The organism is Nocardiopsis salina YIM 90010, assembly GCF_000341025.1.
GTDB classification, from domain to species: Bacteria; Actinomycetota; Actinomycetes; order Streptosporangiales; family Streptosporangiaceae; genus Nocardiopsis; species Nocardiopsis salina.
In genome coordinates, this window is record NZ_ANBF01000077.1 from 102147 (window position 1) to 126973 (window position 24827).

Genomic DNA, 24827 nt, shown 5'->3' on the forward strand with positions numbered 1-24827 from the left:
TTGTCAATGACAACAATGATGGCGCCGTATACATCGGGCTATCCTGGGGCGCATGGCCCACCGCCCCTATCACCACGGAGACCTGCGCGCCGCCCTGCTCGAAGGGGCCGAGAGAGCCCTCGCCGAGCAGGGCCCCGACGCGCTGTCACTGCGTGAGCTGGCCCGTCGGGCCGGGGTGAGCCACGCGGCCCCCGGGCGGCACTTCCGCGACAAGAACCACCTCCTCGACACCCTCGCCCTGACCGGGTTCGAACGTCTCGACACCCGGATGCGCGAAGCCGTCGAGGTCCCCGGACCCCTGCGCGAGCGCCTGCTCGCCCTAGCCCGCGGCTACGTCGGCTTCGCCCTGGACCACCCGGCGCTCCTGGAGCTGATGTACGCGCGCAAACACGCCCCCGACCCGCCCGAGGAGCTCACCGTCGCTGTGGGCCGGCTCCTGGAGACCGTGCTGCGCCCCGTGACCGAGGGCCAGCGCGAGGGCACCATCGCCGACGTCGACCCCGGCACCATCGCCATCACCGTCCCCGCGACCCTGCACGGCCTCACCTCGCTGGCCGACGCCGGGTCCCGCCACGAGCTCGACGACCACCTGCCCGCCGTCGTCGACCTCCTGCTGTCCGGCCTCAGCCCCCGCTGACGCCGGAGGGGGCGCTTTCGCCGCGAGCCCGGGCGAGCAGGCCGGCCGGCGGGTGGTGCAGTACCTCGCCCTCCAGGAGCCGGACCCAGGCGGGGCGCCACTCGGGCGACCGGCGTGCCATCTCTGCCTCCAGGTCGGCGATCGACGGTTTCCGGAAACCCCAGTCCTCCATCTCCGGCCGGTCCGGCATGTGGTCGTAGACGCGCTCGGAGCTCACTCCGTCCGGTGTGACGCGCAGACGGAGAAGGGCGGGGAGGTCCCGCACGGACCGTTTCGGCGCGCGGGACCTCCGGGTAGATCCCGGTTGCGGCCGATCCGTCCGCCTCGAACGGGGGAAACCATGCGCGCACACATCGGGGACCTCGTGCACACGCACGGGGCCCACAGCAGCGACGGTCAGCAAACAGGAGAGATCGTGGAGGTCCGGGGCGCCGACGACGGGCCGCCCTACCTCGTGCGGTTCCCCGACGGCGAGGAGATGGTGATCTACCCCGGGCCCGAAACCGTGGTGGAGTCCCGCTCGCCCGCGGACTGACCCTGAGCAGAACGAGGGGGTGACGGCCAGGCCGCCACCCCCTCGACGTGTGTACGCCGGTCTCACCCGACGGTCAGCACCATCTTCCCCGTCGTCCGGCCGCGCTCACCGATCTCGTGCGCGCGTGCGGCCTCCGCCAACGGGAACGTCTCGGCGATGGTGGGCCGCAGCGCCCCCCGTGCCACAAGAGCAGCGACCGCCCGCATGCCCTGGTGGTCGTGTTCCACCAGCATCTGCGCGATCCGCGACCCCTGCTCCTCGGCCCGCGCCGCCGTCTCCGGGGCGTCGAAGGGCAGCAGGGTCACGACGGTGCCGCCGGGCTTCAGCGAACGCACCGACTTCTCGACCTGGTCGGCCCCGCCGACGGCGTCCAGAACCACGTCGATGTCCCGGACGGCCTCGCCGACGTCCGCCGACCGGTAGTCGACCACCTCGTCGGCGCCCAGCGAATGCACGAACTCGTGCTTGGGCTCACTCGCGGTCCCGATGACGTGGGCCCCGCGCGCCTTGGCGATCTGCACGGCCAGGTGCCCCACCCCGCCGGCCGCGGCGTGCACCAGCACCCGGTCGCCGGCGCCGACCCCGGTCGTGTCGACCAGGGCCTGCCACGCCGTCAGCGCCGCGAGTGGTACCGCACCGGCCGTGACGTGGTCGACCTCGGTGGGCTTGAGCGCGAACGCACGCGTCGGGCCCACGACGTACTCGGCGTGCGTGCCCACGCCGTACGGATAGGGCACCATCCCGAAGACCTCGTCGCCGGGGCGGAACAGGGTCGAGCCGAACCCGACCTCGTCGACCACGCCGGAGACGTCCCAGCCCAGGACGAACGGCGGCTGACCGAGGAACGCCCCGGACTCGCGGTGCTTCCAGTCGGTGGGGTTGACGCCCGCCGCGACGGTCCGGACGCGGATCTGACCCGGGCCGGGTTTCGGCACGGGCAGTTCTTCCTCCTTCAGAACGTCGGGGGCACCCAGGGTCTCCTGCCTGATGGCTCGCATCGTGTGGCTCGTCATGCCCCCAGTGTCACACCCGTTCCGCCCCGTGTGGGATCTTTCCGACCCGCAGCGCCCGATGTAAGGTTCCTGCGTCCGCGTCCCCCCGATCCGCTCCTCCCCCCGATTCAAGGACGCATCTTGCGCAGACACACAGTCACGGCCCTGATCTCCGCCGCCGTCATCGGCGCTCCACTGGCCCTGACCGGGGCCGCGCCGGCCGGAACCGCCGACCGCGACGAACTCCATCTGCCCGGACTCGACGGCGAGGTCTCCATCGCCCTCGACTCCGCCGGGATCCCGCACATCACCGCAGAGACCGACGAGGACCTCTTCTACGCCCAGGGCGTCAACGCCGCCCGCGACCGGCTGTTCCAGATCGACCTGCACCGCAGGCAGGGCCTGGGCGAGCTCTCCGAGGCCCTGGGCCCCGATTTCGTGGAGCGCGACCGCGCCGCGCGGCTGTTCCTGTACCGGGGCGACATGGAACAGGAGTGGGAGAGCTACGGCCCCGAGGCCCGCACCACCGCGACCCGCTTCGCCGAGGGCATCAACGCCTACGTCGACTGGCTCGAGGACAACCCCGAACACCGCCCGCCCGAGTTCGACGAGCTCGGCTACGAACCGGCTCGCTGGGAACCCGAGGACGTCGTCCGCATCCGCACGCACACTCTCGGGGAGAACCTCGCCAGCGAACTCACCCGCACCCAGGTGGCCTGCGACGACGAGCTCGCCAACGCCGACCTGTTGCTCGGGATGGAACCCGAGCACACCGCGTCCCTGCCCGAGGGGCTGGAACCGTGCTCGGTGCCCGACGACGTCCTGGACACCTACCAGCTCGCCACCGGCGACGTCTCCTTCGACGAGGACGGCTCCGCCCGCCTGGCACAGGACGACGAGGACGCCCCGCTGACCACCAACGGCGGAGAGGGCAGTAACAGCTGGACCGTCTCACCCGAGCTCACCGACACCGGCCGGCCGATCCTGGCCGGCGACCCGCNNCGTCGTGCACCTGACCTCGCCGGACATCGACGTGGTCGGGGCGGGTGAACCGTTCTTGCCGGGTGTGGCGATGGGGCACAACGGGACGGCCGCCTTCGGGCTCACGTTCCTCGCCGCCGACCAGCAGGACCTGCTCTTCTACGACGTCGACCCCGACGCCCCCACCCGCTACCGCCACGACGGCGAGTGGAAGCAGATGGACACGGTCACCGAGGAGCTGGAGCTGCCCGACGGCTCGACCGAGGAGGTGGAGCTGCGCTTCACCCACCACGGCCCGGTGGTCTCCGAGGACACCGACTCCGACACCGCCTACGCCGTGCGCACCACCTGGACCGAGCCCGGCACCACCGCCTACTTCAACAGCCTCGAGCTCATGCAGACCGAGGACTTCGACGCGTTCCGTTCGGTCCTCGACGGCTGGGGCGGACCGCCGATGAACTACACCTACGCCGACGTGCACGGCGACATCGGCTGGGTCGCGGCCGGACGCGTGCCCGAGCGCGGCGACGACGACGGCCTGCTCCCCGTTCCCGGCGACGGAAGCCACGAGTGGGACGGGTTCCGCGACGACCTTCCGTATGTGCACAACCCCGACGAGGGCTTCTTCTCCACGGCCAACGAGTACAACCAGCCCGAGGACAACAACCTCGGCTACGAGTGGGACCCCGGGTTCCGCCAGGACCGCATCGCCGAGGTGCTGGGCGGCGAGGGCCCGCACACCCTGGAGGAAGCCGGCGACCTGCAGAACGACGACGTCGACCTGACCGTGCGCGAGGCGCTTCCGCTGCTCGAGGACCTCGCGGTCCCGGACGCCGAGACACAGGCGGGCGCGGCGGCCGAGATCCTGGCGGGCTGGGACGGCGACCACACGGTGGACTCCGCGCCCGCGGCCCTCTACCAGACCTGGTTCGCCCGCCACCTGGGCCCGGCCTTCTACGAGGCGGTCTCGCCCGAGCTCGCGGCCTTCGCCGACCACACCGAGGACGCCGGGGCGCTGCTGGACGCGCTCCACCACCCGGAGGAGTGGCTCGACGGCGACGCCGAGGCCGAGCGCGACCGGATCCTCGTCGAGTCCCTGGCCGCGGCCTATGCGGACGTCTCCGGATCCCTGGGCGCGGACCCGACCCAGTGGCGCTGGGGCGACCTGCACCACACGGTGTTCGAGCAGCCGGTCGGCGACGACCTGGGGCCGTTCGAGCGCCAGGGCTCCAACCACACGGTGAACCGCTCCGGGATGGACCAGGACGAGTACCGGCACAACGCGGGTGCCTCGTTCCGGATGGTCATGGACGTCGGCGAGTGGGACTCCTCCCTGGCCGTCAACGCCCCTGGCCAGTCCGGCGACCCCGACAGCCCGCACTACGACGACCACGTCGACCCGTGGCGCGAGGGTGACTACGTCCCGCTGCACTACAGCGAGGACGCGGTCGAGGTCGACACCCAGCACACGATCGAGCTGATCCCGCAGGGTTGATCCCGCTTCCGGGGCGGGGCGCAGCGACCCCGCCCCGCCTCAGAGGTCCAGGGCGCCGCCCTGCACACGCGCGATAGCGCTGTCGAGGAGCTCGGCGAAGTCCGCGGGTTCGCCGCCGCCCTCCTCGGCGACGGAGAGCGAGACCGACAAGAGCACCCCGATGAACGCGCCCGCCCACGCGCGCACGTCGAGGTCGGACGCCGGCCGTCCGGTGCGTTCGGCGGCGTCCTCGGCGAGCTCACCGATACCGGTGGCGTGCCGTGCGATCAGGGCGCTACGCAGCTCCGGAACGGTGAACATGAGCCGGCGCCGGTCGAGGTCCTCATCGCGGTCGTCGCCGCTCATCTCCGCGTAAGCACGGCGCACCCCGGAACGCAGGGCGTCGGTGAGGGGCGTCCCCGCGGGTTCGTCGAGGAAGTAGCGGTGCACCCGGGCGAACACGTCCTCGGTGAGGACCGCCTCCTCCTTCGTGGGGAAGTAGCGGAAGAAGGTGCTCGCCGAGACCCCGGCGGCCTCGGCGATCTGTTCTGTGGTGGTGGCCTCGTAGCCCTGCTCCAGGATGAGTGCCAGCGCCTGGCGTCGGATCGCGGCGCGTGTGGCCGCCTTCTTCCGCTCTCGCAAACCCATGCGCACATCATGGCCTACGCAGACCGGCCCCGGGAATCCATGGAACGCGGCGGATCCCCGGGGACCGACGGGTTTTCTGCGGGGGTCAGCCGCGGTCGAAGAACCGGAAGATCTGGAGCACGAGCCCCGCGGCGAGCCCCGCCAGCGCGAGGGACGAGGCGAAGGAGGCGGCCCAGAGCGCGACGCCCCCCAGGTCGACCCACGACGCCAGGAAGGTCCGCGTGAGGTCGCGGGTGGCGACGAAGGCGACGATGAAGACGACGAAGGACACGATGGTGGCGGCGTTCCTCACCGGAGGCCACCCCGCTTCGGGCGGGCGAGATCAGACATGTCGTCCAGCTTATGGACTGTGCGTCCCCCTCGGACACGAGGTCGGGGAGCCCCTCGACCGCCGGTGTGGAGCTCGGTGAAGACGTAGGCGGCCAGGTGCCGGGGCACGGGGGTTCCGGGAGGGACCTGGAACTCCGCCCACACGTGTGTGCCCAGGTCGGCCCAGGGCGCTGTCGGCAGATACCCCCAGGCTGTGGACAACGCTTCGACCATCAGCAGCCCCCGCTGGCCCTCTGCCCACGCCCACTCGTCGTCGGTGCGCTCGTCCGGGATCTCAGGCAGCCCACCGGAACCGCCGTGGTCGGTGAAGCCGAGGCGGATCCGGTCGTCCTCCCAGTTCAGGAACCGGGTCACTTCGCCGCCCGGATGCCGGGAATCGGTGTACTTGACGCAGTTGGCGAACAGCTCGCTCGCGCACAGGCCGATGGTGTCGACGAGGTCGGTGTCGAACCCGCCCAGGTCACGGGACAGGTGGGCGCGGACGTCGTGCAGATGGCACAGGTGGCCGGGGTAGGCCCGCGGCTCCCACACGGTGGGTACGGCGTGGAAATCGGGCACGGCGTGGACGCTCCTCATGCACCCACCTCCGCGAGGGTCCGGGAGCGGCGCTGCTGCTGGCGGGCGCGGATCCGTGACAGATGTGGAAGGCCGCTCATGCGCGCGGGCACCCGCGGCCCGGACATCCGCGGGCCCGGGACGCGGAAGGTGTCGGTCGGGTCGGTGGTGGGGCCGGAACTGCCGTCGACACCGCCGACGGCACCGCAGCCGTGACCGCGTGCGGCAGTGCGCCCGGCGCTGCTGGCCGCCGGGGCGGGTGGCTCGGGTTCCGGGTCCGGATCCCGGTACTCGTCGAGCGTGTAGGCGCGGGCGCGGGTCCCGTCAGGGGCGGGGCCGGGGTCGAATCCCAAGGAGAACGCGGAATCCGGGCCGAACTCCAGGTGGTCGAGGTCGGCGCCCCATGCGCGCAGGCGGGCGGTGGCACGGTCCTGGATCCGGTCGGCCTCGGCCCCGGCCGCAGCTCCGGTCTCGTGGGCACGATAGTAGGGGCGCACCAGGGCGACCTCGTCGGCCTCGAACTCGACCGACGGTGGCCTCAGGGCCGCCGGGGTCGCCGGGGCCGTCGAGGCCCGCAGCGCCGTCGGGGGTTCCGAGCGGGGGTGCTCACCGGGTTCGCCCTGCGACCTGCGCACGGCAGGGTGCGACGGCAGAGGGGCCGGGGTGGCGGGGATCATCGGGGCGTAGCGGCGCACGCGCTTGGCGCGGCGGCGACGGGCCTCACCGGCCGAGTGGCGGCCTTTGGGCTGGGAGAACAGTGCCTGGAGGAGTTCCCGGAGGAGTTCCAGGGCAGCCTTGAACACGGCAGCGATACACTTGGGCATGCTGGCAATTCCTTGGTTGAAATGGTTGATGTTGCTGGCCAGGGCCCCGGGCGGCAGGAAAGCCGTCGCGGGGTCACCGTGTGTTCAGTTGTGGGGTCACCCCGAGCCGCGCCCGAGTGGTCCCGGCCGCGGCCAGGCCCGACCGGGCCCGGCTCTCACCGGCTCGGCGACCTGGGTGATCGAGGTGATGGAAGAACTGTAGAGGAACCGAACACGAGATCGGCAAGCTTTTCCGCGAAAAAGGACCAGGTTTCTTGTTCTCCCAGGTCAGCAGGGGTGGCCGGAAGAACCAGGTTCAATATTCAACAATTCCGAGCCGCGCATATTGTCGGAATTTTTGTCGATTGCGGAGGGGTGCTGCGCGCCCCGCACGCAGCACCCCTCGACCCTCGGAACCCCTCGGAGCATGCTCAGGGCCGCAGTACCAACTCGTCGTCGGCCCCGTCCCGCACAGCCTCCTCCGACACCGCCCACGGCAGGGTCTCGCCCTCGCTCCACATCTCCAACTGGTCGTCGTAGTTGGTGTGGAAGGCGTGTCCGGAGTTGCCGGTGAGGTTCACCCACGTGGACCCGTCGCGGTCCGAGAGGTCCACGACCATCCGCATCGACGGCACGGACACGATCCCGTACCCCTCGGAGGCCTCCCACCCGGTCGCGTTGACGATGCTCGACCCGCCCGAGCTCTCCACCGGACCCCGGTTGAACAGGCGCTCCACGGCCGGGATCCCCGAGGTGCCGAAGGACTCGTGCGTCGCCGTCAGGGTGTGCAGGTCGCCCCACCGCCACTCGGCCGGGTCGTCGCCGAGCAGGCCCTCGAGCTCGTCCGCGGCCTGCTCCATCGCCGCCGCGAGCACCTCCTCGCGCCCGCTGGTGTCCTCGCCCTCCCACCACGGGGAGTCCGGGTCCTCCAGCAGGTTGTTGACCACGTACATGCCGCGCGAGTTGTGGCTCATCCGGACCGGCTCGATCTCCTCGAACAGCTCCGGCAGCAGGTGCCGCCACGTGGCCTGGTAGAAGGCCGCTCCGGCGGAATCGGGGTCGGTGTACAGGTCCCAGTCGGCGAGCTCCTCCTGCGCCTGCGCGGCGACCCCGTCGGCGTCGTCGAGGTCGGCGGCCACCAGGTGCGGGACGAGCGGTTCGGCGGCCAGGTGGTAGGAGTCCATGTGCATACGCTCCATGTCCTCCATCCCGACCGGGCCGTCGGCCAGCGCCTCCTCCGCCAGGTCGTCGATGCGCGCGCTCCGGTAGCCGTAGTCCCAGTCGTCGGTGAGCATGTGCGTGTATTCGTCGTCCACCGACGCCTGGTTCGCCGTTACCACCAGACCGGACTCCGGGTTGAACACGCTCGGTAGCTCCTCGAAGGGCACGCGGTCCTCCCACGTGTGGTCGGGGTCCCACCCCGGCGCGGGGTAGCGCCCGTCGCCCTCGCCGCGCACCGGGACGTTGCCCGGGGCCTGGTAGCCGATGTTGCCCTCCTCGTCGGCGTAGAGGAGGTTCTGAGAGGGGACCTCGAACGAGCGTGCCGCCTCGCGGAACCCGTCCCAGTCGCGGGCCCGGTTCATCCGGAAGATCGCGTCCGCGGTGTGTCCGGGTTCCAGAGCGGTCCAACGCAGCGAGACGTCGTAGGAGCCGTCCTCGTGGTCGCGGCCGGCCTCGCGCTGGTCCGCGGCGGCCTGGGCGTCGGAGATGATCGGTCCGTTGACGGTGCTGCGGACCGTGATGTCGACGTCGTTGCCGTCCTGCACCTCCACGGTCTCCTCGCGCGTCTCCACCGGTAGCCACTCGTCCCCGTACCGGTGGTCGGAGCCCTCGACGTCCTCCAGGTAGAGGTCCATGACGTCGGGATAGAGGTTGGTGGTGCCCCAGGCGATCGACTCGTTCTGGCCGATGACCACACCGGGCAGGCCGGAGAAACCGAAGCCGGTCACGTCGAAGGGGCACTCCTCGGCTGTCGGCGGGTTCCCAGGGTTCGATCTCGTGGCCGCCGTTCATCGCGGTCAGGAGGCTGTGTTCGAGGGAGGCCGAGGTGCCCCCGTTCTCCTCCAGCCACGCGTTGACGCCGTCGGCGTAGGAGTCCAGATAGGAACGGGTGTCCTCGTCGAGCAGCTCGTACTCCTGCTCGGCGACATGGCGCCACCCCATGGTCCGCATGAAGATGTCGGTCTCGACCTGCTCGGAGCCGAACAGTTCGGACACCCGCCCGGCCGTGACGTGGCGGCGGAAGTCCATCTCCCAGAAACGGTCCTGCGCGTGCGTGAACCCCTGCGCCATGAACAGGTCGTGGGCGTGGTCGGCGTAGACGTCGGTGACGCCGTGCTCGCCGCGTACCACCGTGACCTCGGCGTTCAGGCCGGGTAGTTCGAGCTCCCCGGAGGTCTGCGGGAACGGGCGCCGTACCGCCCACACACTCAGGAGTGCAGCGATCAGGGCCAGGACGGTCACGGTTGCGAGGACACCCAGAAGCACTCGAAGGAGGACGTGCTTGCGCAGAACACCCATGGCGGAACTTTAGAGTGCCTTGGGTCACACAAGCCATGATCCGGTCGAAGCCGACTCGCATCTGTTACCTGGCAGTAAGGCCGCGGTGCCGAGCACGGCGGAAGGTGCTACCGGCCGACCAAGGGAGACAGGTCGGCCGGTTCCCTCGCGTCACCGCAACCTCACACCTGCACGCCAGCCTCGGACGCTTCCGCGCGCAACTTCTCCACCAGCTCCGCCGCGGGCAGGTCCCGGGACTTGCGCCAACCGCGCCCGGCCCACAGCGCCATGCCGCCGGTGTCGCCCGCCTTGGCCGCGGCCGCACGCAGCGGCTTGGTCATGTGGTGGATCTCCGGGTAGGCGAACGGCGCCCCCAGGTGCTCGTCGATGAAGCGGTTCACCAGCCCCCGCGCCGGACGTCCGGTGAAGGCCCAGGTCAGCGCCGTCTCGATGAAGGTCGGGTCGCTCAGGGCGAGCTTGTGGTCGGGCTGCGCACCGCTCTCCGGGCAGCGCAGGAACGCCGTCCCCAGCTGTGCGGCGACCGCGCCGGTGTCCAGTACCGCGGCAACGTCCCGACCCGTCATGACCCCGCCGGAGCCGATCACCGGGATGTCCACGGCCTCGATCACGTCCGGCAGCACGTCCAGCAGGGGGCGGTCGTGTCCGTGGACCGGGTCGAAGGTGGCCCGGTGCCCGCCGGCCTCCACGCCCTGCACGCACAGGGCGTCGGCGCCCTGCGCGGCCGCCAGACGCGCTTCTTCGACGGTCGTCACGGTCACGACCGTCGCCGAGCCGGCCTCGCGCAGCCGGGCCAGCACGTCAGCGGAGGGGCAGCCGAAGGTGAAGCTCACGATCGGAACCGGGTCCTGGGTGAGCAGGTCGAGCTTGGCGCCCCAGCCGTCGTCGTCGTGGACCGCCTCGCCGATGGTCGCCCCGTGGCGCTCGGCCTCCTCGGCCAGCTCCTGGCGGTACTCGTGCAACCGGTCGGGGTCGCCCTCCAGGTCCGAGGGCACGAACAGGTTCACCACGAAGGTGTCCACGCCCTGCTCGCGGACGGCGGCGATCTGCGCGGCGAGGGCGTCGGTGCTCAGGTAACCCGCGGCCAGCGAACCGGTCGCCCCGGCACCGTGCACGGCCGCGACCAGGTCGGGCGAGGAGGCGCCCCCCGCCATGGGCGCCTGGATGATCGGTCGTACGTTCAGAAGTCCTGACGCGGTCATTTTCCCACTCCCTCCGATTGCCTGCGAAAAGGTTAACAGTCGGCTTTGTTTCATCCGGAGGTCGGCATGCCGTTCCTGTGCCGGTGAATCGGAGAGAATTTCGCTGGGATCTTCTGCTGGGAGGGCGCCGGTGCCGCAAATTCGGTTGGCCGCTCACAATGGCGGAAAGGTGTGGCGGCCGTCATCAGGGTGAATGTTTCCGGGGTCCTACGTTTTCTCCCGGTCGGCCCCGGAGTGTGATCCGGGGCCGACCCGAGCGAACATCAGAGCCTGTCCTCGAAGAACGGGACGATCGTCTTCAGAGCCTTGCCCGCACCGTGCGGGCGGTCGTACAGGTCGTAGTGCGAAGCGCCGTCGATCTCCAGGAGCTGCTTGTCGGTGGACGCTGCACGCCCGTGGATCTCGTGGCCGTCGCGGTAGGCGCCGAACGCGCCCTGCTTGTCCTTGTCGCCGATCACGATCAGCAGCGGCTGGTCGAGGAGCTCCTCGGCCAGGTGGAACGCGTCCCATCCAAGCGCCGCCGTGCCGTGCGCGACCTCGAAGCGCACGTGCCCGTTCTCCGCCCGACCGCGGTCGGTGCGGTAGTAGTCGAAGGCCTCGATGATGTCGATGTCACCGGTCTGCTGCGCGGCCTCGGCCGTCTCGGGCAGGAACCCGTTGACGGCGCTCTCCGCGCCGCGTGCCTCCGCCGTGCGCTGCTGGGCGATCGCACCGAGCGCCGCGATGGCGCCGCCGCTCTGCCCGGCCATCTGCCGCTGGAGGTTGCCGAAGTTCGCACCGGTGACCGACACGACCGCCTTGAAGCGCTTCTCGGTCTTGGCCGCCGCGAGCGCGTAGCCCCCGCCGCCGCAGACGCCCAGTACACCGATCCGGTCGGCGTCGATGTAGGGCAGCGTGACGAGGTGGTCGACGACGCGGCTGAAGTCCTGCACGCGCTGTGCAGGGTCCTCGAGGAACCGCGGTTCCCCGCCGCTCGCGCCCTGGAAACTGGCGTCGAACGCGATGACCACGTAACCGGCCTCGGCGAGGGCCGGCGCGTAGACGTTGCCGGCGGTCTGCTCCTTGCAGCTGCCGATCGGGTGGGCCGCGACGACCGCGGGGTAGGTGCCCGAGGCGTCGAAGCCCGGCGGGAAGTGCAGATCCGCAGCGATGTCCCAGTACATGTCGGGGTTGCGGAACGTGATGTGCTCGATGGCTCCGGTGGTCATGGGTGCCTCCGTCGATGGTGAGGTCCCGGGGCGTTCCCCCGTCTCGCAACCCACTCTCGCGCGCCGTCCGGAGCCGGACCAGTCTGCGTTCGTGCATAGGAAAGATCTGTCCCAGGACAACGCCGACGGGCTGTCCTACGGTGGATCCATGTCCGTGTCACCGCAGCTCAAAGCCCTCGGCGACTTCTTCCGGGTCAGGCGCAGCGAAGTCTCTCCGGGGGATGTCCCCGCCAACGTGGTGGGCACCTCCACCCGGCGGAGGGTGGCAGGTCTGAGACGAGAGGAGGTCGCGCAGCTCGCCGCGGTCAGCGCCGACTACTACACACGGGTCGAGCAGGGCCGGGTCGCACCGTCCGACCAGGTCTTCGCGACGCTGTGCCGGACCTTCGCGCTGACCGCGGAGCAGAGGGCCTACGCCGAGGAACTCCTCAACCACGCCCGCGGCCACGTGATGTCGGTTCCGGGGCGCGAGGCCGCCCACGACCGGCTCCAGCTCCTGCTCGACCAGCTCACCGACCTGCCCGCCATCGTGTTCGGCCCGCGGATGGACGTGCTGGCCTGGAACCCGCCGGCCGCGGCCCTGATCACCGATTTCGGGCGCCTGCCCGCAGCGGACCGCAACTACGTCTCCATCACGTTCACCGTGCCCGAGGTGAGGGAGCTGTACGAGGACTGGGAATCGGTCGCCCGCACCTGCGTCGGCATCCTGCGGAGGGAGGCGGCGCAGAACCCCGACGACCCCGAGCTGGCCGCGCTCGTCGGCCGGCTGTCCATCGCCGACGACGACTTCCGCCGCTGGTGGGCCGAGCACCGGGTCGCCGACCAGGACTTCGGCGCCAAGGTGCTCCACCACCCCACCGCCGGCCGCATGCGCCTGAACTGGGACTCCTTCACCTACGCGGGCGCGGAGCGGCAACAGCTCATCCTGTGGTCGGCCGACGCCGGAACCCCCGACGCGGAAGCGCTGGCGACCCTGGTCCCGCAACTGGACCACCCGGCCCGGTGAGGCCCGGCGCCCCGGTGGCCCGTGTCAGACCGGGCCCCACCCCGTCGCGTGCGCGGCCAGGAGCGCCGTCGCCCCGATCGCCAGCCACGTGAGCATCAACGGCCACACGAACCGCACCCATTTCGTCCACGGAACCCCGGACAGCGCCAGGCAGGCCATGAAATAGCCCGAGGTCGGGTAGAGCACGTTCGCGAAACCGTCCCCGACCTGGAACGCCAGAACGGCCGTCTGCCGCGCCACCCCGAGGATGTCCGCCAGCGGCGCCATGATCGGCATCATGATGACCGCCTGGCCGCTGCCGGAGGGCACGACGAAGTTGAACGCGCCCTGCACCAGCAGCATCCCGACCGGTGCGAGCACCGGCGGGACCCCTTCGGTCGCCGAAGCCAGCCCGTGCACGATCGTGTCCAGGATCCGGCCGTCCTCCAGCACCACCGCCACGGCCCGGGCCACACCCACGACCATCGCGCCCATGAGGACGTCGCGCATCCCGTCGGTCAGGGAGTCGCAGATCCGCGTGCTGCCCAGCCCGGCGACCAGCCCCACGGCCACGCCCATGAGCAGGAACAGCCCGGACAGCTCCAGCATGAACCAGCCCAGACCCAGCACCCCGTACAACAGCAGCGCCGCGAACGCCGCCAGGACCACGATCCCGGCCTTCTGGCGCAGCGACGCCGCAGGAACCTCGTCGTCGGGTACCAGCTGGGCGCGCTTGGCCTCGTCCTCCTCCCGAACCAGGCTCCGTGCGGGGTCACGGCGCACCCTCGCCGCGTACAGCGTCACGAACAGGACCGCCGCCGCGACCACGCACACGAACAGCACCGCCCGTAGGGCCACCCCCGAGTACAGCGGCACACCGGCGATGTCCTGCGCCAGACCGGTGGTGACCGGGTTGGTCACACCCGCGGTGAACCCGGCCGCCGTCGCGCACAGGGCCACCGCGGCCGCCGTCACCGAGTCGAAGCCCAGCCGCAACAGNAGGCTCAGCTCGGGTGTGCCAATGAACGTGGCGATCGCCGCGAAAGGCACCATGAGCAGCGGGATAACGAGCAGCCCGCGCTTGGAGAAGCGCCGCACCAGGCGCCCCACACCGAGGTCGATGATGCCGGTGGCCCGCAGCACCATGAAGGCCCCGCCGATGACCAGCGTGAAGACCACGACCTCGGCCGCGTCCACCAGGCCGCGCGGGATCGCCGTCATCAGCTCGACCGGGCCCAGCGGGTCGGCGTCCACCCGGTGGAAGGAGTCCGGGTCGACGATCTCCTCCCCCTGCGGGCCCGGGACCAGGTCGTAGGCGCCCGAGGGCACCAGGTAGGTCGCCCCCGCTGCGAGACCGATCACCGCCACCAGGATCACGTAGATGTGCGGCATGCGGGGCCGGCGGCGGGCGGGGCGGGCGGGGTCCACGTCCTCGGGGGTGGAACGTGCGGGGATGCTCATGGGTGAGGGCCCTCTGTCGCGGTCGCGTCGGGACCGGCGGCGGGGGAGGACCGACCGGTCTACCCTTCCGCATCCAAACGGGGAGCTCGCACCCGGGTCAACGGGGGAAACAGGAGGTTCACACTGTTCACCCGATCTGAACGCGTGGCAGTTGTGCGGGTGGTTCTGGAGCGGGGATCTTGCTACCAGAGCCAATATCGGCGCTGAACCCTGCTCTGGTAGCAAGATCCCCGCCCGCGGGCGCATGGGCCCGGTCGAGCGGTCGTTGATCGCTTACGAGTACTGCCCGCGAAGCGACGGAAGGCGTCCACCGAACAGGAACAGGCTCTAGACCAGGACCTCGAAGAAGGCCGCGGCCAGCGCCGGAACGCCGGGGTTGCGCCCCCCGCGCGGCCACACCAACCCGAAGGAGGACGCCGGCAGGCCCGCGACCGGCACCAGCGCCACGTCCTCCGCGCTCTCGTACCCGTCGACCGAGCCGCACAGCAGCATCCCGCCCCGCTTCAACGCGACCTGCCGCAGCCCGTCGTCCAGGCCGTCCACGCTGTCGTGCTGCTGGATCGTCTTGCCCAGCGGGGTGACTGTGGGCGCGTGCACCCGCAGCCAGTGGTCGGGTGTGCGACGCACCGGTATGAGCGGCACCCGCGCCATGTCCTCCACCCCGACCGACTCGCGCGCGGCCAGCGGGTGATCGGCCGCGACCGCGAGCCTCTGCGGCTGGCNAGGTCGCGTTCGCGCACCGGAAGCAGCACCACCGCCGCGTCCACCCGGCCGTCACGCAGCGGCCCGAACGGGTCGTCCAGGGGGTTCTCCACCACCTCCACCCGGGCCTCGGGCGAACGCTCCTCGAAGACCTTCACCGCACGCGCCACCGGGTCCCGCATCGGACCCGGGAACCCCAACCGCACCAACCGCCGACCGCTCGAAGCGCGGTCACGAGCGTCCTCCAACACCGACACCAACGCGCCGTACGCCGGTCTCAGCGACGCCAGGAACTCCTCGCCGAACGGGCTCAGACGCAGGCGTTCGCCGGAGGTGTCCAACAGCGGGGTCCCGATGCGGTGCTCCAACCGCTCCACGAGTTCCCGGGCCCTCTCCACCGACAGGCCCAGGCGCATGGCCACCCGGCCGAAGTGCAGTTCCTCCGCGACCAGGAGGAAGCACTCCAGTTCCCGGATCTCGATGCCCCGCACGCTCCCACCTTCCGCGTTCGACGTGCCTCTCATGGAAGCACGCGCGGATGTGGGGTTTTTGTTCGGCACGCGGTGACGGCCGGACCGACATATCGACCCGTCGACGCCCGAGCCCGGGCATCAGGGGCGGGAACGGACGTCGATGCGTTCGGCGCGACACCGTCGGCCTCCCTGCGGGGCCGCTGCGGGTTCTGGAGGCCGCGTCCGGCATTGCCAGGACCGAGGGGCTCTCCCCGAACCGGCTGCGCGGGGGTGCCGCGGCCGCCGGGGCCGTTCGCGCCGGGCTTCCCGGCCCGCTGTCTGCCGAGGGCGTCGCCGGCACCGTCCTGTGGGCCGTCACCCGGCTTCCGCGCGCGAACACCGACCTGCTCCTCGTGCGCCCGCGCGCCCAGGCGGACCTCCGCCGTGTGCACCGCGCCTCCGGCGACAGCAACCGAGGGGTGGGGGAAAGCAGGGGGCGGCGACGCCCCCGTGGGCCCCATCAGGCCCGATCGTCGCCGCTGTCCTTCTTGCCCTCGTCCCCGTCGTTCTTGTCATCGTCACCGCGCAGACCCTCGAAGGTCCCGCGCACGGAGTCCTTGGCGTTCTCGACGCCCTCGCGGGTGCGGCCCTTGAGCTGCTCGGCCTGCCCCTCGCTCTTGAGCTTGTCGTTTCCGGTGACCTTGCCGGCCATTTCCTTGAGCTTTCCCTTGGCCTGGTCGGCCTTGCCTTGGGACTTGCCTTCCTGACTCATGGGAACCCCCTTGCGGTTCCGATCGTTTCAGGTTGCTCTCACCCGTGGGCCTTCCATGCAATCCGTGTTCTATTCATGTTGGTCGGGCAAAATCCGGGTGTCCCATCACACCCTGATCGATCACCGGAGCGGATGATTGCCACCGACCGTGTCGGGCAGGGCCATGGACGAGGCGGTCTCCAGATGTTCACGAAACACCGATAGCGAATGAATGGAGGGCGCACCATGGACCTGACTTTCCTCCAGCCGCTGTACGAGACGACCACCCCGGTGGCATCGCTCTACATCAACACCTCCCGCGACGCCGAGGACGCCGACCATGCGATCCGCGTCCGTTGGGATCAGGCGAGGAACGAACTCCATGAACAGGGCGTCGACGAGCCGACGCTCGAGGCGATGGACGAGGTCGTGGGCGCGACCGAGGGCGTGCCCGGACCGCACGGGCAGGTCGTGTACGCGGCCGGTGGGAAGGTGGTGCTCGACTCCACCGTCTCCGTACCGCCGCAGGACCATTTCGCCACTGCTGGAACCCTGCCGGACCCGCTGCCGGCGCTGGCAGCCGAGGGGCGGCACGTGCCGTACGTGCTCGCCGTCGTCGACAGCATCGGCGCCGATCTCACCGCCGAGTACGCCGACGGGCGCACGGTGACCCGCCGGGTCGAGGGCGAGGACCACCCCGTCCACAAGCCCCGCGGCGGTGCCTACCACCACAACCAGATGCAGCGGGCCGCGGACGAGCAGGTCGGCCACAACCTCGACCAGGTCGTCGAGACGCTCAGCACGCTCGTCGATCGCAGCAACGCCGAGGTGGTCGCCGTCGCCGGCGAGATCGCCGTCCGCGGCAACCTCGTGGAGAAGCTGCCCGACCGGGCGCGCGACCTCGCGGTCGAGTTGGAGGCGGGTTCCCGGGCGGCCGGCTCCGAGGAGTCCCCGCTCGAGGACGAGCTGGACCAGTACCTGGAGCGCCAGGCCGACGAGGACGTGCGCGCGGCCGTCGAGTCGTTCGAGAGCGGAACGGCCGACGGATCCTCGGCCGAGGGCCTGGACTCCGTCGTGCACGCCCTGCAGCGCGGCCAGGTCGGCACGCTCCTGTGGTCGGACGAACTGCCCGGGGCCGACCGGAAGCTGTGGATCGGCCCGTCGGGTGAGCAGATCTCGTTGAACGCCCAGGAGTTGCGCGACATGGGTGTGAGCGACCCGATCGAGGTCGCGGCCGGGCCCGCCCTGGTCCGGGCGCTCGCCTCGACCGGTGCCGAGCTGGTGCTCGTGCCGGAGCAGAAGTTCGACCCCGACGAAGGGATCGCGGCCGCACTGCGTTTCGCGTCCTGAGAGGCGATCGAGAGGCCCGGGGGCGGGGTGCCGGTTGCAGCGCGGCACCCCGCCCTCCGTGTGTGCGGTGGGTTCGAGCCTTCACGCGGGCACGGGGCGCGTGGTAGATGTGATCTGTATTACAAGGTCGGGTAGGGGCGACCCGCCCCTTCCGGACGCCCGCTCATGCCTCCCGCATCGCGAGGGTCTGCTCGGTGGACGGCCTTCCGTTGCGAGCGGCGTGTCCAGTGCTGCTGTCACAAGGCCGAAGAAGGAGTCGGCCTGGATGTGCCGTTGACTGATGAGAACGCTGTGAGAGTGCCGCTGGGGCGCCGCGCAGCAGGTAATTGGTGTTCGCCGAACAGACCCTAGGAGCCCCGGAGTTGAGCCGAACCGCCGCCAGCCCCAGTTACGCGTCCGGAACCTCGGACTCCCCGCTTCTCGGCGACACCATAGGAGACAACCTCGCCCGCACGGTCGCCGCCCACCCCGACCGGGACGCGCTCGTGGACCTCGCCCAGGGTGTGCGCCTGAGCTACCGGGCCTTCTCCGACGCCGTCGACGAGGTCGCCCTGGGTTTGTCGGACCTCGGGGTGGCCGTCGGGGACAGGGTCGGGATCTGGGCGCCGAACTGCTCCGAGTGGGTGCTGACGCAGTACGCGACGGCGCGCATCGGGGCGGTGCTGGTCAACATCAACCCCGCCTACCGCACCCACGAGCTCGAGTACGTGCTCAACCAGGCGGGGGTGTCCGTGCTGGTGTCGGCGTCCGCGTTCAAGTCCTCCGACTACGCGGCGATGGTGGGGGAGGTGCGCGGCAACTGTCCCGCGCTGCGCGAGACCGTCTTCCTCGACGGGCCGGACTGGGAGGCGCTCCGTTCGGCCGGGCGCCGGGATGACCCCGCGAAGCTGGAGGAGATCGGTGCGGGGCTGTCCCCGGACGACGCGATCAACCTGCAGTACACCTCGGGCACGACCGGGTTCCCGAAGGGAGCGACGCTCTCGCACCACAACATCCTCAACAACGGCCACTCCGTCGGTGAGCTGCTCGGATACACCGAGCACGACCGGATCTGCATCCCGGTGCCCTTCTACCACTGCTTCGGCATGGTGATGGGGAATCTGGCCGCGACGAGCCACGGTGCGTGCATGGTTCTGCCGGGGCCCGGTTTCGAACCGGCTGCGGCGCTGGAGGCGGTGCAGGCCGAGCGGTGCACGTCGCTGTACGGGGTTCCGGCCATGTTCATCGCCGAACTCTCGCTGCCCGAATTCGAGGACTACGACCTGTCCAGCCTGCGCACCGGGATCATGGCCGGGTCCCCCTGCCCGCAGGAGATCATGCGCCAGGTCATCGACCGCATGGGCATGGGCGAGGTCTCCATCTGTTACGGCATGACCGAGACGTCGCCGGTCTCCACCCAGACCCGGCGCGACGACTCCCTGGAACGCCGTGTGTCCACCGTCGGCCGGGTCGGCCCGCACCTGGAGGTCAAGGTCGTCGACCCCGCCACCGGCGTGACCGTTCCGCGCGGTGAGGCCGGGGAACTGTGCACCCGCGGGTACTCCGTCATGCTCGGGTACTGGGACATGCCCGAGAAGACCGCCGAGGCCGTCGACTCAGCACGCTGGATGCACACCGGCGACCTCGCCGTCATGGACGAGGACGGATACCTCGCCATCACCGGCCGGATCAAGGACATGGTCATCCGCGGCGGCGAGAACATCTACCCGCGCGAGATCGAGGAAGTGCTCCACACCCACCCCGACATCCTCGACGCCCAGGTCATCGGGGTCCCCGACGACAAGTACGGCGAGGAGCTCATGGCCTGGGTGCGTATGCGCGAGGGTGCCGAGTCCATCACCCGCGACGCGCTGCGCGACTTCTGCCGCACGAGGGTCGCCCACTACAAGGTGCCCCGCTACGTGCACGTGGTCGAGGAGTTCCCCATGACCGTCACCGGGAAGGTACGCAAGGTCGAGATGCGCGAGCGCGCGGTCGAGCTGCTGGACGAGCTCTGACCGGATGCCTCAGCCGCTGACCGCGTCCGGATCGGTGGCGAGCACCTCGCAGAGTTTGTCCAGCGCCGCCTCGGCCCCTTCACCGTCGGGGCAGGCCACCGTGACCTCCTGCCCGTACCCGGCCCCCATCGCCATGACCGCCAGCACGCTCGTGGCCGCAACCGGCTTGTGCCCCTCGCGGGTGATGGTCACGGGCAGGCCGGTCTCCTTGGCCGCCTGCACGAAGAGCGTGGCGGGGCGTGCGTGCAGCCCGAGGAGGGCGGCGACGGCGACGGTGCGCTGGGGCATGTCGGTCCTCGGTTCTCAGGGGCGGGCGCGCGTGTCCGGAGTACTTTCCCCGCGCACGGGCCCGCGCAACCCGACATCCGGCCTCAGGTGGTGTAGTCCGCGTTGATGCGGATGTAACCCTCGGTCAGGTCGCACCCGTAGACGGTGAACGCCCCGTCGGCGATGCCCAGGTCCACGCCGATGACGACCTCGTCGCCGGCCATGTACTCGGCCGCGCGCCGCAGCACCTTCTCGTCGGAGGGCTCGGGGTAGGTCTCCACGTCGCCGAAGACGATCCGCACGTTCTCGGGGTGGATGTCGGTCTCGTCGGAGCACTTTCCGACCGCCATCGCCACCCGGCCCCAGTTCGGGTCCGCGCCGTGCACCGCCGTCTTGACCAGCGGGGAGTTGACCACGGTCTTGGCCACTCGCTTGGCCTGCGCGTCGTCGCGGGCGCCGGTCATGCGTACCTCGATGAGCTTGCCCGCGCCCTCGCCGTCGGAGGCGATCATGCGCACCAACTGCAGCGCGATCCCGTACAGGGCCTCCTCGAACTCCGCGGTGTCGACGGGCCCGGCCAGGCCGTTGGCGAGGATTGCTGCGGAGTCGCTGGTCGAGGTGTCGCTGTCGATGCTCAGGGCGTTGAACGTGCGCTCCACGACGCGGCGGAAGACGCCGTCCAGCGTGTCCTTGTCGAGCTCGGCGTCGGTGAAGAACCAGGCGAGCATCGTGGCCATGTTCGGCTCGACCATGCCCACACCCTTGGCCATGCCGGTGACGGTCGCCCCGCCCACGCGCGCACTTGCGGTCTTGGGGCGGGTGTCGGTGGTCATCATCGCCGCGGCCGAACGGTCCAGGTCGGCGGCGGGCAGGGGAGCGGTCAGCGCCTGGAACGCGGTGCGCACCTTGTCCATGGGGTAGGGGCGGCCGATGACGCCGGTGGAGGCCACGAGCATCTCGTCGGCGGGGATCCCGGCCGCGCGGGCGGCCAGCTCCTGCACCTCGCGGGCGTGCGCGGAGCCCTCGGCCCCGGTGGCCACGTTCGCGTTCCGGGCGATGGTCACCAAGCCCCGCACGCGGCCGTCGGCGGCCGCGCGCCGGCTCTCCACGACGCTCGGGCCGGCGAACCGCGACTGCGTGAACACCGCCGAGGTGTGCGCGGGTACCTCTGAGACGACCACGAAGAAGTCGTCGTGGGGGTCCTTGATGCCGATGTTCCCGGCCACTCCGCGGAACCCGGCCGGTACGGGGGTCTGGTTGCTCATCGTCACTCCTCATCGCCCGGGGTGTCTGCCGGTGGGGTGCCCGTCCCGGGTGTCGGGATCAGCCTACTGGGGACACACGCACCCGATTACGGCCGCGACCTGCGAGGGTTTCGTACCGTTCGCAGTGGAGCCCCGGTGTGACATCGGCGCGGTTACGGGGTATCCGGCGTAAGAACACGAACACCGGGGGGAGGCGTGTGGTGCGCGATGGTGACTGGCTCACGGAGACAGGGGCCCGGCTCCGAGGCGTCCTGAAGGTCATGGTGGACGCGGGGTGGTTGCCCGGCGGCACCGCCGTCATCGGGACGGGAGGGATGTGGGAGTTCGTCGCGGTGGGGCGGACGACCGGGGACCACGACACCGCCCCCGACGTCTCCTACGACCTCGCGAGCCTGACCAAGGTCATGGCGACGTGGCCGCTGGTGGGGCAGGCAGTGGCCGAGGGGATGCTCGATATCGACACCCCGGTGTCCGAATACCTGGATGCCGACGAGGACCTGCCGGGCGCGGGGGTGACCACCCGGCAGATCCTCACCCACACCAGCAGGCTCAACCAGGTCACGTGGTTGGAGCGCCACGTGGGTACGGAGCAGGACCTCGCCGAGGCGATCCTGTCCGACCCGCTGGAGGAACCCGGCTACCAGTACATCGACCAGGGGTTCATCCTGTTGGGTCTGGTGCTGGAACGCCTTTACGGCACCGGTCTGGAGCGTCTGGCCGCGGACCTGTGGGAGGAGATGGGGCTGCGCTCGACCGCCTTCGGTCCGCTGGCCCGGTCGCCTTCCGTGGCCCCCACCGAACGCCGTCTCGCCGGCGCCGCGCCCGCCTGGGGTGTGGTGCACGACGAGGCGGCGGCGCTCATGGGAGGGGTCGCCGGGCACGCGGGGGCCTTCACCACGGCGATCGACCTGGGTGCGTTCGCACGGGAGATGCTCCGGGTGAACGAAGGCGGTAGCGGACCGGTGCCGAAGTCGTTCGTGCGCGCCAGCTGGCAGCCGCACGTGGACGCCGGGCACCGGCTCTCGCGCGGGTTGGGATGGCTGGTCACGCCCGAGGGCGTCGTCTACCACAACGGTTTCACCGGGACGAGCCTGTTCATGCACCCGCGCAGCGGCCGGTACGTGGGTGTGCTGACCAACGCGGTGCACTACGGGCGCGACCGCACCGGGTTGACGGACCTGCGGTCGGCGGCGCGAGCGGCGCTGGTGCCGCAGGCGCACGGTTCCCAGGCATGAGGCGTGGCGGCCCAGGGGTCAGGGGGCCGGGGTGTTCAGGGTGGCCGGCAGCCCGCGCAGGAACTCGGCCAGGCCGCCCGGCCCGGGAACGACCAGGTCGGCGCGGTCGGCGACCTCCGTGACCTCGTCGGAGGCGGAGCACACCGTCACCCCGGGCACCCCTTCCTCGCGGAGGTCGTCCACTGCGTCGAAGGCGGGCAGGTCACCGAGGTCGTCGCCGGCATAGAGCACGGAGCCTGCGGCGACCTCGTGCACGAGCCCTCTCAGTGCAGCCCCCTTGTCCACACCCTGTGGGCGGAGCTCGACCACCATGCGTCCGGGCTCGGTGACCAGTCCGGCCCGCTCGGCCAGGCGTTCCAGGCGCGGGCGCAGGAGGTCGAGCGCGGCGTCCGGCTCGGCGGCGCGGCGGGTGTGGACCGCGAGAGATCGGCCCTTGTCCTCGATCCACGTGCCCTCGGGGGCCCCGACGGAGTCCACGAGGGCGGGCAGTTCGTCCCGCACCAGGTTCACCCCGGGGGGCGGGTCGGCGGCGATCAGGCGGCCGCCGACCCAGCGTTCGGCCCCGTAGTGGCCGAGTACGACGATGCCGGGTACCTCGTCGAGACCGCCCAACTGCACGGCGGTCCCCGCCGGCCGGCCGGTGACCACCGCGGTGGTGCCCACCCGTGCAGCCAGAGTGCTCAGGGCAGCAACGATGCCGGGGTAGGGGGCCGAACTGCGGGGGTCGTCGACGATCGGCGCGAGAGTCCCGTCGAAGTCGAATGCGGCCAGAGCCCGGCCGGGGGAGGACCGGAACGCGTCCAGCCCCAGGCGTCCGGCATCGGTGCGGGGAGAGGGCGGGCAGGTGTCCATCAGAGGCGGATCCCCAGTTGGCGGGCGTTGCGCTGGCGGCGGCGGTCCGCGCGCAGACGGCGCAGCCGCTTGACGGTCAGGGGATCGAAGGCGAGCGCTTCGGGGCGCTCCACCAGACCGTTGAGGAGTTGGTAGTAGCGGGTCGGCGAGAAGCCGAACTCGTCACGGATCGCCTGTTCCTTCGAGCCCTCGAACTTCCACCACTGGCGTTCGAAGGCGAGGATGCGCTCTTCGCGCTCGGCGAGGGCCGACTGGCCGTCCTCGGACGGACCGATATTCGGCATGGGACACCCCCTGGACGGGAAATTGGTTTGTCCGGATCGGCGCGACTCATGCTAGCGACTCGACATGCCGCGTGGAGGGTCGAAAACCCATGACTGGCAGCAGGGATACAGTTGCGTTCCCTACCCTCCTGGCCACTTGTATGCGCCGGAATCCTGTGCTCATGAAAGAATTATGGGGGTCCGGGGAGGGCCGCGTGGAACGTCGACCGCATCGTTCGAGGGAGCCTGACGTGCTCGGGGGAAACAACCGCACCAGGATGCACACACGGCACGGGATCAGGGGGATCGCGGCGTCGTGCGCGGTCACCACCGTGGTCGGGATCACAGCGGTTCCGGCCGCTGCCGAGAACGGTGTGGGGCACCCCGACTTCCGTCCCGACCAATGGGGGCTCGAGGCCATCGGCGCCACCGAGATGTGGGAGGAGACCGAGGGCGCGGGCATCGAGGTCGCCGTGCCCGGCCCCTCGGTCCACGAGGACCACCCCGACCTGCGGGACAACCTCACCGTTGACACCGAGTTCGGTGACAACTCCGGGAACACGGACCTCGGTACCGGGATGGCCGGTCTGATCGCCGGTCACGGCCACGGCATGGACGCGGACGGCGGCGTTCTGGGCGCGGCCCCCTCCGCCACTCTCCGGGCGCTGCCCACCGACGACGACATGGACGGCGCGATCCGTTCCGCCGCCGCCGACGGGGCGCAGGTCGTGGTGTTGCCGGAGACCGGCGCGGAGATGGCCTCGGCCACCGAGGCCGCGGTCGCCGCAGGTGCTGTGGTCGTCGGACCCGCAGGCAACGGCGGCGACCCCAACGTGCTCACCGTCGCGCCCACCGACGAGGACGGGCAGCTCGCCGGAAACACGGCGGACGCCTCCGAGATCGACCTGACCGCACCTGGCGCCGAGCTCTACACCGCAGGCCCGGACATGAGCGAGACCCAGGTCAGCGGAGCTCCTTACGCCTCAGCGGTCGCCGCGGGCGGCATTGCGCTGCTGCGTTCGGCCTACCCGCAGCTCCAGCCCGAGCAGGTGCACGACGCCGTGCTCGAGGGCTCACAGCAGGGCCCGGGCGGGGTGCCCGCGCTGAGCCTGGCCGGCGCCCAGGGTGAGGCCGAGGGGGCCGCGCAGGACAGCCCCGTCTTCGACGAGGACCTCGTGGACGAGACCGACCAGGGTGCGCAGATCCCGGTGTGGGTGTGGTTCGCGGTCGTCGGCGCGGTTCTGTTGTTCGGGATCCTCGCTCTGGTCATGTGGGTGCGCCGCTCCACGCGTGACCCCTACGGAGTGGAGGCCGAGCGGCGTGAGGAGGACGAGGAGATCGCCGCCTCGCGAGCCGCGGAGGAGG

At 70.8% G+C, this 24827-nt stretch carries 21 protein-coding genes and 3 pseudogenes; 8 read left to right on the forward strand and 16 right to left on the reverse strand.

All coding sequences use genetic code 11. The features are described from left to right. The first annotated feature begins 52 nt into the window (after positions 1–52). Positions 53–637: a TetR/AcrR family transcriptional regulator gene (locus D474_RS0108345; protein ID WP_017613130.1), complete on the forward strand. Its 585-nt coding sequence runs from the start codon at positions 53–55 to the stop codon at positions 635–637. Here the strand turns inward: D474_RS0108345 and D474_RS0108350 are convergent. Then, positions 624–854 (reverse strand): hypothetical protein, encoded by a 231-nt coding sequence (locus D474_RS0108350; protein ID WP_152476685.1) that lies wholly within the window; start codon positions 852–854, stop codon positions 624–626. The genes D474_RS0108345 and D474_RS0108350 overlap by 14 nt on opposite strands. A 123-nt stretch (positions 855–977) precedes the next feature. On the opposite strand from D474_RS0108350, the gene D474_RS0108355 reads away from it, so the two are divergent. After that, positions 978–1172, forward strand: coding sequence for a DUF1918 domain-containing protein (locus D474_RS0108355; RefSeq protein ID WP_017613132.1), 195 nt, complete (start codon positions 978–980; stop codon positions 1170–1172). A gap of 62 nt (positions 1173–1234) precedes the next feature. Here the strand turns inward: D474_RS0108355 and D474_RS0108360 are convergent, their stop codons facing one another. Then, entirely contained in the window at positions 1235–2170 is a 936-nt protein-coding gene (locus D474_RS0108360) for an NADP-dependent oxidoreductase (RefSeq protein ID WP_017613133.1), read from the reverse strand. 45 nt (positions 2171–2215) lie between these two features. Here D474_RS0108360 and D474_RS27990 point away from each other — a divergent pair. Beyond that, a pseudogene (locus D474_RS27990) lies at positions 2216–4640 on the forward strand (penicillin acylase family protein). 39 nt (positions 4641–4679) lie between these two features. Here D474_RS27990 and D474_RS0108370 read toward each other — a convergent pair. The 7 genes and pseudogenes from D474_RS0108370 to D474_RS0108400 all read right to left on the reverse strand — a co-directional run bounded on the left by D474_RS0108370 (position 4680) and on the right by D474_RS0108400 (position 11882). Beyond that, positions 4680–5267 carry an acyl-CoA-like ligand-binding transcription factor gene (locus tag D474_RS0108370; RefSeq protein ID WP_017613134.1) on the reverse strand — a complete coding sequence of 196 codons (588 nt, stop codon included), beginning with the start codon at positions 5265–5267 and terminating at the stop codon, positions 4680–4682. Between the two features lie 85 nt (positions 5268–5352). Continuing rightward, positions 5353–5559, reverse strand: a complete 207-nt coding sequence (locus D474_RS0108375; RefSeq protein WP_017613135.1) for a hypothetical protein — start codon at positions 5557–5559, stop codon at positions 5353–5355. Next, positions 5556–6173, reverse strand: coding sequence for an ATP-binding protein (locus tag D474_RS27995; RefSeq protein ID WP_017613136.1), 618 nt, complete (start codon positions 6171–6173; stop codon positions 5556–5558). The genes D474_RS0108375 and D474_RS27995 overlap by 4 nt, the downstream gene beginning before the upstream one ends. Further along, positions 6170–6976 (reverse strand): hypothetical protein, encoded by an 807-nt coding sequence (locus tag D474_RS30390; RefSeq protein WP_017613137.1) that lies wholly within the window; start codon positions 6974–6976, stop codon positions 6170–6172. Before D474_RS30390 ends, D474_RS27995 begins: the two co-directional genes overlap by 4 nt. Before the next feature lie 410 nt (positions 6977–7386). Beyond that, positions 7387–9475, reverse strand: a pseudogene (locus tag D474_RS28005) (penicillin acylase family protein). A 161-nt stretch (positions 9476–9636) separates the two neighbouring features. After that, entirely contained in the window at positions 9637–10674 is a 1038-nt protein-coding gene (locus tag D474_RS0108395) for a nitronate monooxygenase (RefSeq protein ID WP_017613140.1), read from the reverse strand. A 263-nt stretch (positions 10675–10937) separates the two neighbouring features. After that, positions 10938–11882 (reverse strand): alpha/beta hydrolase, encoded by a 945-nt coding sequence (locus D474_RS0108400; RefSeq protein WP_017613141.1) that lies wholly within the window; start codon positions 11880–11882, stop codon positions 10938–10940. Between the two features lie 148 nt (positions 11883–12030). On the opposite strand from D474_RS0108400, the gene D474_RS0108405 reads away from it, so the two are divergent. After that, positions 12031–12888: a helix-turn-helix domain-containing protein gene (locus D474_RS0108405; protein WP_026118289.1), complete on the forward strand. Its 858-nt coding sequence runs from the start codon at positions 12031–12033 to the stop codon at positions 12886–12888. A 24-nt stretch (positions 12889–12912) separates the two neighbouring features. On the opposite strand, the gene D474_RS0108410 is transcribed toward D474_RS0108405, so the two are convergent. From D474_RS0108410 to D474_RS0108420, 3 genes and pseudogenes are all read right to left on the reverse strand, one after another. After that, positions 12913–14574, reverse strand: coding sequence for a YfcC family protein (locus D474_RS0108410; protein ID WP_449289346.1), 1662 nt, complete (start codon positions 14572–14574; stop codon positions 12913–12915). An 81-nt stretch (positions 14575–14655) separates the two neighbouring features. Then, positions 14656–15554: pseudogene (locus D474_RS34245) on the reverse strand (LysR family transcriptional regulator). Between the two features lie 448 nt (positions 15555–16002). Next, the gene (locus tag D474_RS0108420; RefSeq protein ID WP_017613144.1) at positions 16003–16254 is read right to left on the reverse strand and encodes a CsbD family protein; all 252 of its coding nucleotides are present in this window, start codon (positions 16252–16254) and stop codon (positions 16003–16005) included. A 225-nt stretch (positions 16255–16479) separates the two neighbouring features. Between D474_RS0108420 and D474_RS0108425 the strand changes: the two genes are divergently transcribed. Both D474_RS0108425 and D474_RS0108430 read left to right on the forward strand, forming a co-directional pair. After that, the gene (locus tag D474_RS0108425; protein ID WP_017613145.1) at positions 16480–17583 is read left to right on the forward strand and encodes a baeRF2 domain-containing protein; all 1104 of its coding nucleotides are present in this window, start codon (positions 16480–16482) and stop codon (positions 17581–17583) included. A 362-nt stretch (positions 17584–17945) separates the two neighbouring features. Next, the gene (locus D474_RS0108430; RefSeq protein WP_017613146.1) at positions 17946–19580 is read left to right on the forward strand and encodes an AMP-binding protein; all 1635 of its coding nucleotides are present in this window, start codon (positions 17946–17948) and stop codon (positions 19578–19580) included. Between the two features lie 9 nt (positions 19581–19589). Here D474_RS0108430 and D474_RS0108435 read toward each other — a convergent pair whose 3' ends face one another. Next, positions 19590–19868, reverse strand: a complete 279-nt coding sequence (locus D474_RS0108435; RefSeq protein WP_017613147.1) for an HPr family phosphocarrier protein — start codon at positions 19866–19868, stop codon at positions 19590–19592. Positions 19869–19951: 83 nt separating this feature from the next. After that, complete coding sequence (gene argJ, locus D474_RS0108440) at positions 19952–21112, reverse strand: bifunctional glutamate N-acetyltransferase/amino-acid acetyltransferase ArgJ (RefSeq protein WP_017613148.1); 1161 nt, start codon at positions 21110–21112, stop codon at positions 19952–19954. Positions 21113–21312: 200 nt separating this feature from the next. Between argJ and D474_RS0108445 the strand changes: the two genes are divergently transcribed. Then, a complete protein-coding gene (locus tag D474_RS0108445; RefSeq protein WP_026118290.1) occupies positions 21313–22347 on the forward strand; it encodes a serine hydrolase domain-containing protein in 1035 nt (344 codons plus the stop codon). An 18-nt stretch (positions 22348–22365) separates the two neighbouring features. On the opposite strand, the gene otsB is transcribed toward D474_RS0108445, so the two are convergent. Next, positions 22366–23199, reverse strand: coding sequence for a trehalose-phosphatase (gene otsB, locus D474_RS0108450; RefSeq protein WP_017613150.1), 834 nt, complete (start codon positions 23197–23199; stop codon positions 22366–22368). Then, positions 23199–23483, reverse strand: a complete 285-nt coding sequence (locus D474_RS0108455) for a DUF3263 domain-containing protein (RefSeq protein ID WP_017613151.1) — start codon at positions 23481–23483, stop codon at positions 23199–23201. Before D474_RS0108455 ends, otsB begins: the two co-directional genes overlap by 1 nt. Before the next feature lie 230 nt (positions 23484–23713). Here D474_RS0108455 and D474_RS0108460 point away from each other — a divergent pair. Then, the coding region (locus tag D474_RS0108460) for a S8 family serine peptidase (RefSeq protein WP_017613152.1) at positions 23714–24827 on the forward strand (1114 nt) is incomplete at its 3' end.

Bases quoted from the DNA above. Each gene is read 5' to 3' on its own strand.
- otsB (WP_017613150.1), bottom strand. From the start codon at position 23,199: ATGGACACCTGCCCGCCCTCTCCCCGCACCGATGCCGGACGCCTGGGG.
- D474_RS0108420 (WP_017613144.1), bottom strand. From the start codon at position 16,254: ATGAGTCAGGAAGGCAAGTCCCAAGGCAAGGCCGACCAGGCCAAGGGA.
- D474_RS0108355 (WP_017613132.1), top strand. From the start codon at position 978: ATGCGCGCACACATCGGGGACCTCGTGCACACGCACGGGGCCCACAGC.
- D474_RS0108370 (WP_017613134.1), bottom strand. From the start codon at position 5,267: ATGGGTTTGCGAGAGCGGAAGAAGGCGGCCACACGCGCCGCGATCCGA.
- D474_RS0108345 (WP_017613130.1), top strand. From the start codon at position 53: ATGGCCCACCGCCCCTATCACCACGGAGACCTGCGCGCCGCCCTGCTC.
- D474_RS0108435 (WP_017613147.1), bottom strand. From the start codon at position 19,868: ATGCCCCAGCGCACCGTCGCCGTCGCCGCCCTCCTCGGGCTGCACGCA.
- argJ (WP_017613148.1), bottom strand. From the start codon at position 21,112: ATGAGCAACCAGACCCCCGTACCGGCCGGGTTCCGCGGAGTGGCCGGG.
- D474_RS0108395 (WP_017613140.1), bottom strand. From the start codon at position 10,674: ATGACCGCGTCAGGACTTCTGAACGTACGACCGATCATCCAGGCGCCC.
- D474_RS30390 (WP_017613137.1), bottom strand. From the start codon at position 6,976: ATGCCCAAGTGTATCGCTGCCGTGTTCAAGGCTGCCCTGGAACTCCTC.
- D474_RS0108405 (WP_026118289.1), top strand. From the start codon at position 12,031: ATGTCCGTGTCACCGCAGCTCAAAGCCCTCGGCGACTTCTTCCGGGTC.
- D474_RS0108360 (WP_017613133.1), bottom strand. From the start codon at position 2,170: ATGCGAGCCATCAGGCAGGAGACCCTGGGTGCCCCCGACGTTCTGAAG.
- D474_RS27995 (WP_017613136.1), bottom strand. From the start codon at position 6,173: ATGAGGAGCGTCCACGCCGTGCCCGATTTCCACGCCGTACCCACCGTG.
- D474_RS0108400 (WP_017613141.1), bottom strand. From the start codon at position 11,882: ATGACCACCGGAGCCATCGAGCACATCACGTTCCGCAACCCCGACATG.
- D474_RS0108455 (WP_017613151.1), bottom strand. From the start codon at position 23,483: ATGCCGAATATCGGTCCGTCCGAGGACGGCCAGTCGGCCCTCGCCGAG.
- D474_RS0108425 (WP_017613145.1), top strand. From the start codon at position 16,480: ATGGACCTGACTTTCCTCCAGCCGCTGTACGAGACGACCACCCCGGTG.